This window comes from Salegentibacter tibetensis (assembly GCF_020164485.1).
Classification (GTDB): domain Bacteria; phylum Bacteroidota; class Bacteroidia; order Flavobacteriales; family Flavobacteriaceae; genus Salegentibacter; species Salegentibacter tibetensis.
Genome location: NZ_JAIQZA010000009.1, coordinates 62,527 through 79,618 on the forward strand (window position 1 = coordinate 62,527; position 17,092 = coordinate 79,618).

General features: G+C 36.9%; 14 protein-coding genes. 4 read left to right on the forward strand and 10 right to left on the reverse strand.

All coding sequences use genetic code 11. The annotated features are described in order from the left end of the window. Position 1: 1 nt before the first annotated feature. Both LB467_RS06540 and LB467_RS06545 read left to right on the forward strand, forming a co-directional pair. Positions 2–1,348, forward strand: a complete 1,347-nt coding sequence (locus LB467_RS06540; RefSeq protein ID WP_224473229.1) for a vanadium-dependent haloperoxidase — start codon at positions 2–4, stop codon at positions 1,346–1,348. A gap of 3 nt (positions 1,349–1,351) precedes the next feature. Continuing rightward, complete coding sequence (locus LB467_RS06545) at positions 1,352–2,275, forward strand: GyrI-like domain-containing protein (protein ID WP_224473230.1); 924 nt, start codon at positions 1,352–1,354, stop codon at positions 2,273–2,275. Positions 2,276–2,284: 9 nt separating this feature from the next. On the opposite strand, the gene LB467_RS06550 is transcribed toward LB467_RS06545, so the two are convergent. Then, positions 2,285–3,175 carry a diacylglycerol/lipid kinase family protein gene (locus LB467_RS06550; protein WP_224473231.1) on the reverse strand — a complete coding sequence of 297 codons (891 nt, stop codon included), beginning with the start codon at positions 3,173–3,175 and terminating at the stop codon, positions 2,285–2,287. A 68-nt stretch (positions 3,176–3,243) separates the two neighbouring features. On the opposite strand from LB467_RS06550, the gene LB467_RS06555 reads away from it, so the two are divergent. Together LB467_RS06555 and LB467_RS06560 are read left to right on the forward strand one after the other, a co-directional pair. After that, entirely contained in the window at positions 3,244–4,209 is a 966-nt protein-coding gene (locus LB467_RS06555) for an App1 family protein (RefSeq protein WP_224473232.1), read from the forward strand. A 98-nt stretch (positions 4,210–4,307) separates the two neighbouring features. Further along, positions 4,308–6,434, forward strand: coding sequence for a Tex family protein (locus LB467_RS06560; protein ID WP_224473233.1), 2,127 nt, complete (start codon positions 4,308–4,310; stop codon positions 6,432–6,434). A gap of 479 nt (positions 6,435–6,913) precedes the next feature. Here LB467_RS06560 and LB467_RS06565 read toward each other — a convergent pair whose 3' ends face one another. From LB467_RS06565 to LB467_RS06605, 9 genes are all read right to left on the reverse strand, one after another. Next, the gene (locus LB467_RS06565; RefSeq protein WP_224473234.1) at positions 6,914–7,567 is read right to left on the reverse strand and encodes a YlmC/YmxH family sporulation protein; all 654 of its coding nucleotides are present in this window, start codon (positions 7,565–7,567) and stop codon (positions 6,914–6,916) included. A gap of 17 nt (positions 7,568–7,584) precedes the next feature. Next, on the reverse strand, positions 7,585–7,824 hold the full coding sequence (locus LB467_RS06570; protein ID WP_224473235.1) for a hypothetical protein: 240 nt from the start codon (positions 7,822–7,824) through the stop codon (positions 7,585–7,587). Positions 7,825–8,014: 190 nt separating this feature from the next. After that, positions 8,015–8,998 (reverse strand): PRC-barrel domain-containing protein, encoded by a 984-nt coding sequence (locus tag LB467_RS06575; RefSeq protein WP_224473236.1) that lies wholly within the window; start codon positions 8,996–8,998, stop codon positions 8,015–8,017. A gap of 18 nt (positions 8,999–9,016) precedes the next feature. Beyond that, entirely contained in the window at positions 9,017–9,655 is a 639-nt protein-coding gene (locus LB467_RS06580) for a hypothetical protein (protein ID WP_224473237.1), read from the reverse strand. A 363-nt stretch (positions 9,656–10,018) separates the two neighbouring features. Further along, positions 10,019–12,034 carry a S9 family peptidase gene (locus tag LB467_RS06585; protein ID WP_224473238.1) on the reverse strand — a complete coding sequence of 672 codons (2,016 nt, stop codon included), beginning with the start codon at positions 12,032–12,034 and terminating at the stop codon, positions 10,019–10,021. Between the two features lie 30 nt (positions 12,035–12,064). Further along, complete coding sequence (locus LB467_RS06590; protein ID WP_224473239.1) at positions 12,065–12,922, reverse strand: dienelactone hydrolase family protein; 858 nt, start codon at positions 12,920–12,922, stop codon at positions 12,065–12,067. A gap of 36 nt (positions 12,923–12,958) precedes the next feature. Continuing rightward, entirely contained in the window at positions 12,959–14,308 is a 1,350-nt protein-coding gene (locus LB467_RS06595) for a M28 family metallopeptidase (RefSeq protein ID WP_224473240.1), read from the reverse strand. A 141-nt stretch (positions 14,309–14,449) separates the two neighbouring features. Continuing rightward, positions 14,450–14,731, reverse strand: a complete 282-nt coding sequence (locus LB467_RS06600; protein WP_224473241.1) for a YtxH domain-containing protein — start codon at positions 14,729–14,731, stop codon at positions 14,450–14,452. 138 nt (positions 14,732–14,869) lie between these two features. Beyond that, the gene (locus LB467_RS06605; RefSeq protein WP_224473242.1) at positions 14,870–17,083 is read right to left on the reverse strand and encodes a bifunctional alpha,alpha-trehalose-phosphate synthase (UDP-forming)/trehalose-phosphatase; all 2,214 of its coding nucleotides are present in this window, start codon (positions 17,081–17,083) and stop codon (positions 14,870–14,872) included. Positions 17,084–17,092 lie beyond the last annotated feature (9 nt).

Here is a 17,092-nt window from a genome sequence, read left to right on the forward strand (position 1 = left end):
TATGAAGAAATTTATATTACTTATTTTCTCCTCCATTCTTATCATTTCATGTGAAAAGAAGGCTGAAAAAATAGAAATCACTTCAGAAGATTTTCATGCGGCGAATGATCATCTTACAAAGGTAATGGTGCATGATATATTTTCTCCACCCGTTGCAAGTCGTGTCTATTCGTATTCAAATATAGCTGCCTACGAGGTTATGGCGCAGTTTGACTCTGAATATAAAAGTCTTGCCGGGCAATTAACAGGGCTTGATCCTGTTCCCGAGTCTACTTCAGAACTAACAAATCCTGAAATAGCTGCACTGGTTGCATTTTACGAAATTGGTAAGAACCTTGTTTTTTCAGAAGAAAGGCTTACAGTTAAAAGCGATAGTATTTTTGAAAGCTGGGAAGCCAGGGATGAACAAACCTTTAAAGCTTCTGAAGCTTATGGTTTGCAAATAGCAAGCCATATTAAAGATTGGATGTCCAGGGATAATTATTCCGAAACACGTACTATGCCCAAATTTTCTGTGCATACAGAAGATGAAAGCCGATGGCAACCCACCCCACCATCTTATATGGATGGGATAGAGCCACATTGGAGCAAAATACGACCATTTGCTATTAATACTGCCAATCAATTTAAGCCGGTGCCACCGCCGGAGTTTTCCATGGAGCCCGGAAGCCGTTTTCATACTGAATTGATGGAAGTCTATAATGTTCGGGAAGAGATTGCTAAAGATGAAGAGAATAGTGAAAAGATGGCTATTGCTAAATTTTGGGACTGTAATCCTTATGTTTCCATTACAAGGGGACATTTAATGTTCGCAACAAAAAAAATAACTCCAGGGGGTCATTGGATGGGGATTACAAAAATAGCCTGTCAGAAATCAGAAGCCGATTTCAGTAAATCTATATATGCTTACACTAAAGTAGCCATAGTACTTTCCGATGGTTTTATTAGCTGTTGGGATGAAAAATATCGCAGTACACTGGTACGTCCTGAGACTTTAATCAATAAGTATATTGATGAGAGTTGGACTTCAGTGTTGCAAACCCCGCCATTTCCTGAATATACCAGCGGCCATTCGGTAGTTTCAGGCGCTGCGGCTATTGCACTTACTGATGTTTTTGGAAACGATTTTAGTTTCGATGATGATACTGAAGTGGAATATGGTCTACCAGTTCGAAGTTTTAATTCGTTTAAAGAAGCCTCTACTGAAGCTGCCGAGAGTAGGTTATATGGAGGAATTCATTACAGGGCAGCTATTGAAGTAGGACTTGACCAGGGTGAGGCACTTGGACACTTTATAATTAATAAGCTGGAAATGACTAATTCCCAGGGTAAGCTCGCAGCCCAGTAGTCTATGAAAAAAATTTTTTTGTTATTCCTGACGCTGGTGCTCTTGGGATTGATCTGGTTTCTATTTATAAAGAAATATGATTACCAGTTTAGGATGGAAGCCAAATATGGTCCTGGTACTGTATATCATGAAATATCAGAATGGAAAAGATTGAACTCAGGAATTTCCGAAGATAACATTGTGGTCACACAAAGTGAGCCTTTCAAAAATCTGACACAAAAAGTATATTCTTATAGTGATTCCCCAATAGAATTTTATTGGGAATTTGAAAAAAGAAATGATAGCATTACAGAAGTTATTCTAAATTTAAGATCTGAAGAAAATTCACTTGCAAATCGTCTGGATATTATTAATCCATTTGTGAAAAGTATTTATTTAGACAGTCTAAAGCAACATCTATTAGCTTTTAGACATAAATTAAAAAGTGAACAAAAGGCCTATCGTATTCAAATTCCGGATAGCATTGTTATTTCACCTGCCATGGATTGTATTTGTCATACTTCTGAAAATATTCCGGTCAAAGGCAAAGCAATAGAAATGGTCCAAACTATTGATATTCTGGAAGATTACATTTTGAGTCGTGATCTCAAATTAACGGGGAATCCATTTGTGAAGATCATTAAATGGAATAGGGAGGAGAATATGATAGATTTTGAATTTTGTTTTCCGGTAAATCTTGCCCAGGATATAAGGCCCTATGGTAAAGTTGAGTTCAGGCAAGTCAGATCCTCAACCTCCTTGAAAGCGGTATTTAATGGTAACTATAGGTTATCTCATAAGGCCTGGTACGATCTTCTTTATGAAGCTGAAGAAAAAGGTTTGAAAACCAATCAATTACCCTTGGAGATTTTTTTTAATAATCCCAATATAGAAAGTAATCCATCACCTACCTGGAAAGCAGAAATCTATATGCCGGTAGTAGAATAAATGTGTTTGTTAGATATTATTTTTAGTAGGAACGGCAATTTTTAATTTTTCCTTTAACAACCTTATTTCAATACTGGTTACTTTACCAATATATTCTCCATCAACTTGAAACGCGATCGGTTTTTTACAAAAAACGCGAGCTTTTTTAACCGGGATTATCTCTACAAATTCAGAATTCACATCGGTTTCATTTCGTAATGTTTTTAGTATCTCAAGGATATCGAAATCTTTAAATATTAGAATTTCAAAAACTCCGTCATCCATTTTTCCTTTCGGATTTACATTAGCCCCGGTACCATATTTTTTAGCGTTGGCAAAGGCCAGCAGAATTCCTTTTCTTGATAGTTTTTTATCGTCTATTTGAATTTCAAATTTAAATGGATACTTACTTTCCCATAACGTTGGAATTGACTGAAGGAGGTAGCCCATTTTTCCCCTTATCCTGGAATTGTGGTAGTTTTTAATTAATTCGGCATTCAGGCCAAGATCGCTGATGTGCAAACAGAGCTCTCCGTTAATCTCAAGCATATTCATCTGAGTTACACAATTTCCCAATGCGATTTTTATTTGTTCATCAAGATTCTTTGAAATTCCTAAATTCATTGCAAGACCATTGGCAGAACCGGCCGGGATTATAGCAATTGGAATATCAAAATCCTTTAAAGCTTCAGCTACAACTTTATTTGTTCCATCCCCGCCAGCGATTAAAACCCGGTCAAAATCACTTTCAGAAATCAATTTCTGAATTTTTTCCCGATCGTTCTCGCCGCTTGTTCTATAGGTTTTTAACTGGGCATCAATTTTTTTAACCTCAATTTCAACCCTTTGAATAATATTTTCTTTATTTAGATCTCCCGAAATAGGATTTACAACAAGTAATACCTTCTGTATTTCTTTCATATAGCTTCTATAATATGCTTAAATTTAATTATTTTGGAATAAGAAAAATTCAATAAAAATCTAAAATTTTGAAATTAGACCTAAAACTCTATCGTGGTTATGTAAATAACCAGGAACTTAATGTATACGGCCATTTATTTAAATCCTGGGCACCAGATAAATATAGATTAGATAGAAAAGGGCTGAAGCATGCGGTGGCAATTATTCACATGTTTCGAATTAGTCCTTTAAAAAACAGGGAGATCACCCTGAAATTTCAAAATACAGAGGTTACTACTAAAACTTTAGACGATGGTTATTTTAGGTTTACAATCCCGTTTTCGGAAAAATTAGAAAGTGGCTGGCACGAATATGAAGTAAGTTGCAATATTAAGAATTTCGGGATGATAGAAAAGGGGGAGTTATTAAAACCGCACCCTTCCAAATACGGAATAATTTCAGATATTGACGATACTTTTCTTATTTCCCACAGCAATAGTGTATTTAGAAAGCTTTATGTAATGCTTTCAAGAAACATCCACAGACGCAAGATTTTTGATGATGTGGTAGAGCATTACAAAGAATTGAGCAGTGCCGGACAGGATTCTCAACAAGCCTCAAATTCCTTTTTCTATGTTTCCAGCAGCGAGTGGAATTTATATGAATTCATTAATGAATTCGCTAAAATTCACGAATTACCGAAAGCAGTAATTAAACTTAAGAAGATCAAAACCGGGATTTCAGATTTTCTCTTTACCGGTCGCGGGAGCCACGATCATAAATTTGAAAAGATAAAGGACATTATCTCTTTCTATCCCAATATTCCATATGTACTACTAGGGGACGATTCGCAAAAAGATGCACATATTTACGAGCGAATTTGCAAGATTTTCCCGAAGAGCTTAAAAGCCGTTTATATTAGGCAGACAGGAAATAGACAAAAACCTGAAATCACTAAAATCCTCAGAAACATAGAAAGCCTGGGCGTAAGTGTTTGTTACTTTAAACATAGCAACAAGGCTATAAAACATTCCCGGGATGAAGGGATTATTTGAGGTTTTTGAACCTTATATTTGCTGAAATCTACCTAACAGGCGAGCTTTTTATTAAGCTGAAGCTAAAGTGAAATTAAATTAATCTGAAATTCCAATAATTGAACGTACAGAACTATATACAATCCAGGGCGCAATTGCCCGCCAAAAGCATACATAATACCATCACGCTATTAGAAGCCGATGCTACGATACCCTTTATTTCCCGCTACCGTAAGGAAGCCACCGGGAATTTAGATGAAGTCGCAGTCGAAAAGATCGCGCTGCTGCTTAATTCTTTTAATGAGCTGGAAAAGCGAAAAACGGCAATTATTAAAGCCATAAAAGCGCAAAATGAGCTAACGGAAACTTTAGCTGAAAAAATTGAAAAAGCAACAACTTTAACTGAAGTTGAAGATCTTTATCTACCCTATAAAAAGAAAAGAAAGACAAAAGCTGATTCTGCCCGGGAAGCCGGTTTAGAACCCCTTGCTAAAATTTTAATGGCACAGAATACGCCAAATATTGAGCAGTCAGCAAAACAATTTCTTTCGGATAAGGTAAAAACCAAAGAAGAAGCATTTACCGGTGCAGGCCATATTATTGCTGAATGGATCAATGAAAATACTTATGTTAGAAATTCCCTTAGGAAATTATATGCGAGAAAAGCGCAGCTAATCACAAAATGGATAAAAACAGAAGAAGAGCATCCGGAAGCTTCAAAATTCACACAGTTTGAAAAATGGGAAGAACCGCTTAAAAGAATTCCTTCACACAGGTTTTTAGCCATTCACCGTGCCGAAAAATTAGGAATAATTAAGCTGAAAATTGAAGTTGAAAAATCTGAGGCACTAAACCTTATAGAGAAAGCGGTAATTAAAAACCCTGGTTTTTCCGGAATAAAATATGTAAAAGAAGCCATTGAGGATGCTTTTACCCGATTGCTAAAAAAATCTTTCGCAACAGAATTTCTAAATGAAGCCAAAGATAAAGCCGATGAAGATGCCATAGCCGTATTCGCCTCAAACCTTGAACAGTTACTGATGGAAGCTCCTTTAGGCAGCAAACGTATTCTCTCACTAGATCCGGGCTTTAAATCGGGTTGTAAATTGGTTTGTTTAGATGAGCAGGGAAATTTGTTGCATAACGAGGCGATATTTCCTCACCCGCCGCAGAAGAAAACAGATGCGGCTTCCGCAAAAATTAAAAGCCTGGTAAATGCTTATAAAATTGAAGCCATTGCAATAGGAAATGGAACCGCTGCGAGGGAAACTGAGCAGTTTATTAAAAATGTTTATTTGCCGAAAGAAGTATCGGTTTTTACGGTAAATGAAGCAGGTGCTTCGGTGTATTCCGCCTCTAAAATTGCCAGGGATGAATTTCCTAATTATGATGTAACTGTGCGTGGTGCGGTTTCTATTGGCAGAAGATTGAGTGACCCGCTGGCAGAACTGGTAAAAATAGATCCAAAATCAATAGGAGTAGGGCAGTACCAGCACGAGGTAGATCAAACCAAATTAAAGGAAAAACTGGATGTGGTAGTAATGCGTTGTGTGAATAAAATAGGCGTAAACTTAAATACCGCAAGTAAGGAATTACTGGCTTATGTCTCCGGAATAGGTCCGGGATTGGCACAAAATATCCTGGACTATAGAAAGGAAAATAAACGTTTTGCAAGCCGAAAAGAATTACTGAAAGTAACACGTCTGGGAGAAAAAGCCTTTGAGCAATCTGCCGGATTCTTACGAATTAGAAATGCCAAAAACCCATTAGATAATTCTGCAGTGCATCCTGAAAGTTATTTTGTAGTAGAAAAAATGGCTAAAAATAATGCTTTAAAACCGGAAGAACTTATTGGAAATACAGAAGTTCTCAAAAAAATAAAACCGGAAGAATATATTTCCGGAAGTCTTGGTTTGCCGAGTTTAAAAGATATTTTAGAGGAATTAAAAAAACCGGGCGCCGATCCCAGGGCAAAGAAAAAACCATTTAGTTTTGATCCTTTTGTAAAAACCATCGGTGATCTAAAGCCGGGTATGAAACTCCCCGGAATAGTAAACAATATCACCAATTTTGGCTGTTTTGTTGATATAGGAATCAAAGAAAGCGGTCTCATCCATATCTCTAAACTCGCCAATGAATTTATTAGTGATGTAAACTCTGTTGTAAAGCTAAATCAGGAACTGGAGGTTACCGTTCTTTCAGTTGATGAAGAAAAAAAGCGGGTTCAACTTTCTTTAGTTGACTAACTAAAAGAGGCCGTCTAAAAAAATCTGGTTTCGTCAAGCTGAACTTGTTTCAGCCTCTAATATGTTTAATTATCAGAATTTTAGATTCTGAAATAAATTACCATTGACGTATTTTTAAAATCCTGTTATTCAGGCTTGTTTTTATAATTCAAAATGAAACTTAACTGGTATGGAAGTTTCATTTTTTGTGTGTATTCCTCTCACTCCGTTCGTCGGATACAATTAAAACGAAACAAAAAAGGGCGTCCTATGTGGAGGTGTTTTTTTGGCAACAGGGCCAAAAAATCGCAAATCAGCAGCTAAATTTTTTCCAGGGCTTCAAAAATTATTAACGCTGCTGATTTTCTACACTCACACACGGAGTTTAAAACTCGCTTTGCTCGAAAACGTCATTTTCCTCCGCTAGGTAATTTTTTTATCACGGGTCTCAGAATGACGATTTAAAAAACTTTTCAGACGCCTCTTTTAGCTTAAGACTTCTAATCCCTTTTCCTAAAATTTGCTCCGTCAAACTCTTCCCGGTCATAAAACTCGTCATCAGAATAGTGCTCTTTATTACGACGTTCCGTATCATAATTCTCATCGTCTATAATATTTGTCTCATCATTTCGTCTGGAAATAGATTTATCGGCATATTCTTCTTCCTTACGGCGTTTAATATGTTCATCTTCTCTTTCGGCAGGGGACGGGCGATTATAAGAGCTTAATACTGTTTCTTCATATTGCCTGTCCAGATCAGCACCTCTTTCGATTCGTTTTGTTTCAGCAAAGGTTTGGTGGGTTATTCTGGAAGTATAGATATATTTTTCATCCTCTTCCAGCTCTACCAGCCCTATAGGAACAATCACGTGATTTTGCCCATCCTTGTTTACAAATTCTTTTATTTCAGGATCTGCAGGTTTTCCGTAAGGGTCATGACGTGAATCTATAATTGTTTGATCTACTTCCACATCCACATAAACTACGCGGTCAAGATTTTTATTGATTAATAAATTATCAACTTTTCCTACTACACGTTTATCGGCATCTCTTACTACCCAACCCCGAATATCGGGATAACCTCCTGCAATTTTATAGTCTTTCAATTCACTTAAATAAATTAAATTTTTATTCTTGATATCTGGTTTACTCATAATGCTTAGTTTTTTTGTTATGAAATCAATTCTTTGTTGGTAAAAAAGCTTATTTTATCTTTTCCCATAAAATTGATGGCTGAAGTATCATTTAGCTCCTCAATATCATCGGTATCATCGGTATCATCAATGTCATCCACATCGTCATTGTTGTCATCATAAGCGAATACGTAAAATAATATTCCAAGAATGATGATTGCTATTAAAAGAATCCACGGCCAAATTGGTTTTTTCTTTTCAACTTTAATCTCTGCCATAATATTGTTTGATTGGTTAGTGTATTAAAAATAATCAATAATGTTTTTTAATATTGCTAAGGTTACCACAAACAATTGTTAATAGGTCATAAGCAAAAGGACATCCACTTAGAATGCCCTTTTTTAAAAAGATATTTTAAAAGTAATTTGTTGGATAAACCACAACACTTTTTGACTGCCTCTTTGATAATTACTTCTTTTTTCGAAAATTTTTATCATCGAATTCCTTTTTGTTATAGAAGTCTTCTTCATTATTATTTTCTCTGTCTCTTTTTGAGGTACCGCTTTTTTCTGATCCTGAATTCTTAGGATTGGAATCTCTATCGCTGTCGCTCGAGAAACTTGTTTTTTCAGTATTTTTAGGATTAAAATCATCTTTGATTTGACCTCTTTCACTATCTTTATTATGACTTGTAGCGCCGGTATGTGAAACATCTGAGTCTCCGATATCTTTATCCCGTTGGTTACGTTTTTCAGGTGCGGTATCTTCAGCCAATTTTTTTTGCCTGTCTTCGCCTTTGTTGCGATCACCTGTAACAGCGTTTTTGTCTTTTGGAGTTTTGTTGTGTTCACCTGTATCTGCCTTCTTGTCTTTTGAGGCTTTATTGCGATCACCTGGATCTGCCTTTGTCTCTGTTGAGGTTTTGTAGCGTTCACTCGTAACTGCGTTCTTGTCTTTGGAGGTTTTGTTACGATCACTGGAGGAATTAGTATCCCGATTATAAGATTCCAAGACAACTTTTTCATATTCCCTGTTTACATTAGAGCCTTTCTTCATTCTTTTAGTCTGGGCAAAAGTTTTGTGGTTGACTTTGTCTGTATAAACAAACTTGTTGTCATCGTTTAATTTTACCAGACCAATAGGGATTATGATATGGTCTTCACCATCTTTATTCATAAATTCATGAACCCCTTCGCTTGAACCAGACCTGTAGGGATCGTGTTTTGCTTCAATTATACTTTTGTCAACTTCTACATCCAGGTAAACAACGCGTTCTGTATTTTTATTTACGAGAAGATTTTCTACTTTTCCTATCACACGGTCGTCAGCATCTTTTACTTCCCAGCCTCGAACATCTGGATCATCACTTGAAACTTTATAATCTGAAAGTTCATTTAAATAGAACAAATTTTTATCCGTATTCCTTTTATTGTTATCATCATTATTTGCCATGATCTTTTTATTTTTTTATTAGCTCATTTTCATTTTCTCCAATACATCACCTGCTTCTTTATAAAAAGAATTCACTGCATCCTTTTGATCAAGCGTGGGGGTTGATGGCTCTATATTTTGTAATGCCATTCTTACTTCCTGAACATCTTGTGAGATATCTGGAAATTTTTCATTCTGCATTTTTTCCATCAAGTCAACTATTTTTGTTCCCACATCGTTAATCGTATTCGCATGGGTAAGAGAATCTGGATTCTCTTTAATGTCTCTTACATTATTTTTTAATTCCTGAATTTCGACCTGAGTATTTATGTTAGCCTCTTCTGCTCTGTTTTCGAGAGCATTGATAAGATATATTAGCGCTTCGCTACTATATTCGTGGTCTATTCCCATTTTCTCCTGGTCACCAATATGTGTCAGATATTTTGAAACGCTTTCATCTCCAGAAAGGTTATCCTCTTCCCAGGTTGCAGTTTCAAAATCATCCTCATCGTCAGTTTCCATAGGTGTAGCAACCTGTTCGGTATTTTCCTCTTCACTAAAATCATCATCATCCTCGTTATCGGCGATTACAAAGTATAATATAACCGCGAGGATTATTAATCCAACGAGAACCCAGGGCCAAATGGGTTTTTTCTTTTCAATCTTTATTTCTGCCATAATTTTTTGGTTTTTAATTAGTATAGTTTAACTAGTTGAAATTACACTTTGTGCTCACCTATCACTATTAATAATTGGCTAAATAAAAGTTAAATAACAATTAAAAAATAAATATTTATTATAAAAAATTATTATTTATATAGTGAATTTATAAAAAAAAGAAAGAAATTGGTGTATGTTGTCGCTATTTTTTTGCCTTTTATAAAGCCTTGTTAACGGTGGGTGACTTATAAAAAGGTTGTACTATCTGCTGAAAATATTAATGAGATGTCCAGGGAAATGGGAAGATGATATTTGTTTATATAAAAAACGAAATCCGGAAACGAAGAGGTTTCCGGATTTCAATATTGACTACTTAAAAATTTATTTTTCTTTATATTTTTCAAACCAGGCCAGAATGGAAGCAATTTTAGCCATTAAATTGCTGGGGGTACTTGCTATCCCATGCGATGCTCCCGGAATTCTAACCATTGCGGTCTCTACACCTTCAATTTTTAGTGCCGCATAAAACTGCTCAGATTCAGCAATTGGTGTACGGTAATCCTCTTCTCCCGTTAATAACATAGTTGGGGTTTTTACATTGGCAACATAGGTTAAAGGAGATCTTTTTAAATAATTTTCCGGATCTTCCCATGGCTTTTTGCCGAACCAATACTTATAAAAATATCCGGGATTATCTGCATACAGGACAAAACTGTACCAGTTTATAACCGGTTTTGCTACAACGGCTGCTTTAAAACGGTCTGTTTTTCCAACTATCCAGGCTGTTAAAACTCCGCCTCCGCTACCGCCGGTAACAAAAAGTTTTTCTTCATCTATGTACCCCTTTTTAATTAGTGCATCTACTCCAGACATTAAATCATCGTAGTCATTATTTGGATAATCATGATGAATCAAGTTACCAAATTCCTCTCCATAACCTGAACTTCCTCTGGGATTAGTATATAACACAACATATCCTGCAGCTGCCATCAACTGTATTTCTGCAGCAAAAACATTACCATAACTGGCAAAAGGGCCTCCATGAATCTCAAGAATCATGGGATATTTTTTGGAAGGGTCAAAATTGGGAGGGGTAACTATCCACCCCTGCATTTCTCTTTGGTCAAAAGATGACTCCCATCTTATCTCTTCTACATTTCCTAAATTTTTAAATGAAAATAGATCTTCATTAACGTTGGTAATTACCCTTGTATTTCCTTTACTTCCCACGGCCAGTTCTGCAGGCATTGCCTCTTTGCCTGATGTGAAAGCGTAATTTCCATTTGAGGCAAGGCTGAAAGATGCTGCATTATAAGGTCTTCCTTGAGAAAGCCCACCTAAATCTGCAGTTAGATCAGAAACTTTACCTGAAAGATCAATTTTTGCAAGTTTAGTACTTCCCTGATCATCATAAAAAAAATAGATCTCTTTAGAATTCTTTCCCCATTGGATGCCATTGATATCCCTGTCAAACCCTGAAGAAATCAAGGTTTTATCGGTGCCATCTGTATTCATTATATAAAGGTTATTTAGCTGATAACCCTGTAATTTATCATCAAATCCTAAGTAAGCTAATTTATCTCCATTGGGGGAAACAATAGGCTTAGAATCTGGACCCTGTCTATCTGTAAGAGCTGTAAGTTTTCCCGTTGAAATATCCATTTTATATATTTCAGAATTCAAGGGATCAAGTTCACGGTCGTCGTGCATGTTTGATGAAAAATATATCGTCTTACCATCTTTTCCCCAAACCGGTTTTTCATAATCAAATTCAGAACTGGTAATTTGTCTGGGAGTTCCTCCGTTGGTGGAGATTACAAAAATCTGCGAACTGCCGCTTTTCAAATAACCTGAGCCATCACCACGATAATTCATTTCTGAAATGTATTTTGGACCATCGTTCCATTCTGCTCCTTCAGGTTTTTCTGGAAGTTTAATTATAGATGCTTTTTCTGAGGGAACAAATTTGGTGAATACGATTTGTTCTCCGTCGGGACTCCAGGAGATATCCCCGGGAGACTCTTTGGCATCACTAAGTATCATCTTCTGCTTTGTATCCATCCACATCAAATAAAGCTTCATTTCTCCATCCATATTAGATTTAAAAAGGACCTTGCTGCCATCGGGAGACCAAATAGGATTAAAATCCCTGTTTTTTCCTGTTGTCAGCGGCCTGTTTTTCGATCCATCAAAATCGGCAATCCAAAGATTAGACAAATTTTTATCTGTCATAATATCTTTAAAGTTTCTAACATAGATTACCTGTTTTCCATCAGGTGAAATTTGAGGATCAGAAACATATTCCAGGTCATAGATATCTATCAATTCGAGATTTGTCTTGTCTTGGGCCACAAAACTTTGGCTTGTAAGTAAAAGCAGAAGTAATATTCTTTTCATATAGGGTTTGTTTTGAATGAAACAAAAATTTTATAGAAGTTCCAGTAATCGATTCCAGGCTTTATCGTGAGCCTCTTTATTTGCTTTTTCAGCATCGGGTTGGTGACCGCTACGCATAAAAGCGTGGCCGGCTCCGTCGTATATTTCATGTTCGTAAATTTTCCCCGCTTCCTCCATCATTTTTTCACTCGCTTCAATCGTAGAATTTACTCTATTGTCATCGCCTCCGTAATAGCCATAAACAGGAGCCGAAATATTTGAGATAGCTTCAGGGTCCCCAGGGCCGGTCCCGTAGAATACGTGCGCAGAAGAGATTCCCTCATTATTGGTAGCATACCTAAAAGTTTGCGAACCACCCCAGCAAAAGCCAACGACTGCAACTTCTCCAGTAGAAGCTGAATCGTTTTTAATATAATTAAAAGCAGCATCAAGATCGGCGGTAACCTGTTCGGGATCTAAAGCATAAATGGCGTCCCTGGCAGAATCCGGATTGTCAAAATCGGTGGTGCGGCGTTTTCCCTGTGTATTTGAGATCAAATCTGGGGCAATTACTAAATAACCGGCTTCTGCCAGTTTATCGGTAAATAATCTTGCCCAATCGTTTAAACCACGATTTTCGTGAATTACGATCACAGATTTTGTGGCCTCATCAGTTTCGGGATAAGCAACAAATGCCTGAAATTCCCTTTCCCCGTGGGATAAAGTAACCCATTCGTGATGTCGTGGTGAATCTGAAAGTTCCTCGGCTTCAGTTTTTTGAGTTACTGTGGTATCTGTTGCTACCTGGGACTGCTCGCTGGTTTCTTCTTTTTTATTCTTTTTATTTCCGCAGGAAAAAAGACAGAAAGCAAATAAAAACAGTATCGGTAGGTGGTTTAAATTTTTCATATTTATGAAATTTCAATTGAAGATTCTTTCAATAACCTATCTGAAAACTCCTGAAGGAAAAACCACTACACTTTCGTGGCCATCTTTTCCAACGGCTGCAACACCGAAAAAGAAGTTGTCTATGACAATTCCGTCCAGAGTAAATTCATTTACATCACCTACAAAGCGGGAATATTGCCATTGCGCTTCAGTAGTTTCTCTCCAGTAAATTTTATAACCGGCAATATCGCCTTCAACTTTTTCCCATCTTAATTTTGCTGAAGGTTCCACAATCCCACCTATGGCAACATTTTTAGGTGCTGGGGGCGCCCAGGCCAGACTGGCCATATTGATTGCGTTTACAGCAGTAAGTTTTTTGGCATAATCGAAATTTACGCCTTCTACAACATCGCCATATTCAATACCGTCTTCGGTTCTTATATCCTGATGTTGGCGATTATAATTTTCGTGTGCTTCCATAATCCTTATTCCAGCAAAGCCCAGGTCATTAAATGGGCGGTGGTGGCCACCACGACCAAACCTGTCTAAACGGTAGATCATCATTGGGTTCATTTCAGGCATATAGGTTTCTGTAGTTTTATTAACATATCGGGCTAACTGACGGGAAATTCCGTCTACTTCACCCCCGTAAAACCTACGCATGTTTCGTTCCCTTTCGGTTTCATTTGGAGGAACGGGTTCAGAAAATATTCTGAATGTGCGATTATCAATCACACCATCTACACCTTCAATATTCCCTATCATATCGTTATTTAAAATTCCAATGATCTCCCAATTGTTTTCTTTGGCATACTCGGCAAGTCCTTTACCGCCGAAGAGACCCTGTTCCTCACCGGAAAGTCCAACGTACACAACACTGCTTTCAAATTCATACTGAGACAAAACCCTGGCAGCTTCTATAGCGCCGGCCATTCCACTGGCATTATCGTTTGCTCCGGGAGCATCGGTTTCAAAATCCATAGTATTACTTGCGCGGGAATCTATATCGCCGCTCATTATTATGTAGCGGTTTGGGTATTTTGTTCCTTTTTGAACTGCTACAACGTTCACCACCCAGGCATCGTGGGGGATTCGTTCTCCGTCTTCGGTAGTTACAAAGTCTTTTTGATAAAAAACATCCAGACAATTATCACAATTGCTGGAAATATCATCGAATTCAGATTTTATCCATCTTCGAGCTGCGCCAATTCCGCGGGTATCAGAAACGGTGTCGCTAAAAGTGTTCCTGGTGCCAAAACCGGCAAGTTTTCTAATATCGGCCTCAATTCTATCAGCTGAAACCTTATCTATTATTTCATAAATACGCTGGTCTGTTTGGGCATTTGTTTGTTGAAAAACTAATCCTGTAAAAAGGAGCAAGGCAAGAGTTGGTAAATTTTTAATCATATAATAATATTATTTTAGGCTTCTAAAATACCCAAAGTTTACGTGATATCACAATTAAATATTTTTTTTTGCAGGATTATAAAACAAAAAAATCCCGACAAAGTTGCCGGGATTCTGTATTGTATTCTAATTAACTACAATCTAGCTTTTTTTCATATCATGAATTTCAGCTTTTGCTTCGTTTACTTTTTTCTCAGCGTTTGTAAGACTGGCTTTCGTCTTATTTTTTAAAGTATCAACTTTGTGGCTTAAAGAGTCAGAGAATTCGTTAAATTTCCCTTTTGTTCCTTGTATAGCTTCATTGCTTGAATCTGAAATCGCCTTTCTTGTATCTGCACCTTTTTTAGGAGCAAATAATAATCCTAATGCTGCTCCTGCAGCTGCTCCTGATATTAATCCTAATAACATTTTTCCTGATTTCATCGATCTAAGTTTTAAGTTTTGGTTCGTATTTTAATTCAGTGTAAAATTAAAGTATAATCGAACGTTTGCAATATTTTTGTAGTTAAGTTAAGCATAAACTTTTAAAAAAAATGTAAAGGATTTTAACAGTTTTAAGCCTTAAGAATTGTTAGCGAATTTATTAAGAATATCCCTTACTTTAGAAGTGTCTTCTACGTAGTAACGTGCACTGGTTTTTTTCATTCCAACTTTAACAGTATAAGATTCTTCGGGGAGTTCTTCAAACATGTATTCATCTGTCCAATCGTCTCCAATTGCAAAAATGAAATCGTAATCTTTGCCTACTAATTTTTTATTAGAAGCTTTTCCCTTATTCACCCCGCTACTTTTTATTTCCAATACTTTATTTCCTTCTAAAACACTAAGGCCGCGATTGGAAATTAATTCTTTTAAAACATTAGAAAGCTCGTTAGCTCTAATTTCACCAAGTTCTGGATCGGCTTTTCTATAATGCCAGGCCAGGGAATAGTTTTTATCTTCAATAAAAGTACCGGGGGTTCTGTCTACAAAAGTTTCAATTACAGGACGCACTGCACTCATCCAGTCGTTATTCACATTTTCTGAAAGTTCCCATTCGCTGTTTTTCTGGCGCATCCAAACTCCGTGTTCAGAAATAAGTTCAACGGGAATTTCTTTCCACCAGGTACCAAGCGTGTCTTTATCTCTCCCGCTAATCAATATCACATTGGTGTTTTCAGACTGGTTTAATTTATGGACCAGATCTATTAATTCCTGGTCCGGTTTTGCTTTTTCAGGTTTATCGGTAAAGTTTACAAGCGTACCGTCGTAATCAAGGAATAGAATCCTGTTCTTTGCGTTTTTAAATTTCTCCAGAATATCATCTGAAACTTTAGAAGAAACCCGTGTCGCTTTAAAAGCATCACGACCCTGGCTGGTATCTTTTAGTGCTTGCATAAAATCGCTCGCCCATTTTTCAACACTATAGCGTTTCAATCGCTTTTGAAGCGTTTTATTGCGTTGTTGTTGCTCTTCTTCCGGCATTTCTATAGCCTGAATTAAAGCTTCTGAAATTTGTTCAAAATTATTAGGATTAATAATTAGCGCCTCATTCATTTCGTGTGCTGCACCGGCCATTTCGCTTAAAATAAGTACCCCGGTTTGGTTTACTCGGGTGGCCACAAATTCTTTGGCAACGAGGTTCATTCCGTCCCTAATTGGAGTTAATAAGGCAATATCACAGCTTGTATACAGATCAATTAAGTTTTCAAAAGGCATGGAACGGTAAAAATACCAGATAGGCGTCCAGCTCACGGTAGAGAATTTTCCGTTAATTCTACCTACCAGTTCATCTATTTCCCGCTTTAGACGTTTGTACTGGGGAACATTAGACCTTGATGGAACGGCAAGCATCACTAATCTTACTTTTTCAATAAACTCCGGATGTTTGTCAAGGAAATATTCAAAAGCACGAATCCTGTTTGCGATACCTTTGGTGTAATCTAAACGGTCTATACTTAATATAAGTTTAGCTTCAGGTGTTTCATTAGAATGATGGTCTAATCTTCGTTGTAATTCGGTACGCTGTTCTTCGGTGTTTTTATGATGGTTCAGTGCAGCATTTTCAAATTTATTATAATCTATTCCCATTGGAAAAGAATCTACTTTTACGATTCTCTCCGGAAGTGTGATTTCGTTGAAATTTACCTGATGGCGTAAAATACGGCTTACTGAACTTAAAAAATGCCTTTCATAATCGTAGGTGTGAAAACCAATCAAATCGGCACCAAGCACTCCTTTTAAAACTTCATCACGCCAGGGTAAGGTTCTAAAAACTTCGTAAGAAGGAAACGGAATATGATTAAAGAAACCGATAATTGCATCAGGTTGTTGTTCCCTAATCATATTGGGTACTAACAGCAATTGATAATCGTGCACCCAAATATGATCTCCATCTTTATAATGTTTCAGGACTTCCTCGGCATATTTTTTATTTACGCTTTTATAGGTTTCCCAGTGGTTTTTATCGGCTTCGGTATATTCCATAAAATAATGGAAAAGCGGCCAGATGGTACGGTTACTAAACCCGTAATAAAATCCTTCAATTTCATCTTCGCTAAGATTTACAGCAACACAAGCTTCTTTGCGGGCTTTTTCTTTAACATCTTCTAAAAGATTTTCAGGGATCTCCTCTTCGGTAAGACCGCTCCAACCAATCCAGATACTATCACCATCCTTATGGAATGATTTTAAGCCAGTTGCGAGTCCGCCTACGCTTGGCGTGACTTCCAGGTTGTTATCTTCTAAGCTAATTTGTAATGGTAATCGGTTGGAAATTATTATTGTCTTACTCATAATTATATG

What these genes read in the sequence shown, in the direction of transcription:
- LB467_RS06580 (WP_224473237.1), bottom strand. Translation starts at nt 9,655, where the DNA reads ATGGCAGAAATAAAGATTGAAAAGAAAAAACCCATTTGGCCCTGGGTT.
- LB467_RS06570 (WP_224473235.1), bottom strand. Translation starts at nt 7,824, where the DNA reads ATGGCAGAGATTAAAGTTGAAAAGAAAAAACCAATTTGGCCGTGGATT.
- LB467_RS06550 (WP_224473231.1), bottom strand. Translation starts at nt 3,175, where the DNA reads ATGAAAGAAATACAGAAGGTATTACTTGTTGTAAATCCTATTTCGGGA.
- LB467_RS06540 (WP_224473229.1), top strand. Translation starts at nt 2, where the DNA reads ATGAAGAAATTTATATTACTTATTTTCTCCTCCATTCTTATCATTTCA.
- LB467_RS06565 (WP_224473234.1), bottom strand. Translation starts at nt 7,567, where the DNA reads ATGAGTAAACCAGATATCAAGAATAAAAATTTAATTTATTTAAGTGAA.
- LB467_RS06600 (WP_224473241.1), bottom strand. Translation starts at nt 14,731, where the DNA reads ATGAAATCAGGAAAAATGTTATTAGGATTAATATCAGGAGCAGCTGCA.
- LB467_RS06545 (WP_224473230.1), top strand. Translation starts at nt 1,352, where the DNA reads ATGAAAAAAATTTTTTTGTTATTCCTGACGCTGGTGCTCTTGGGATTG.
- LB467_RS06575 (WP_224473236.1), bottom strand. Translation starts at nt 8,998, where the DNA reads ATGGCAAATAATGATGATAACAATAAAAGGAATACGGATAAAAATTTG.
- LB467_RS06605 (WP_224473242.1), bottom strand. Translation starts at nt 17,083, where the DNA reads ATGAGTAAGACAATAATAATTTCCAACCGATTACCATTACAAATTAGC.
- LB467_RS06595 (WP_224473240.1), bottom strand. Translation starts at nt 14,308, where the DNA reads ATGATTAAAAATTTACCAACTCTTGCCTTGCTCCTTTTTACAGGATTA.
- LB467_RS06590 (WP_224473239.1), bottom strand. Translation starts at nt 12,922, where the DNA reads ATGAAAAATTTAAACCACCTACCGATACTGTTTTTATTTGCTTTCTGT.
- LB467_RS06585 (WP_224473238.1), bottom strand. Translation starts at nt 12,034, where the DNA reads ATGAAAAGAATATTACTTCTGCTTTTACTTACAAGCCAAAGTTTTGTG.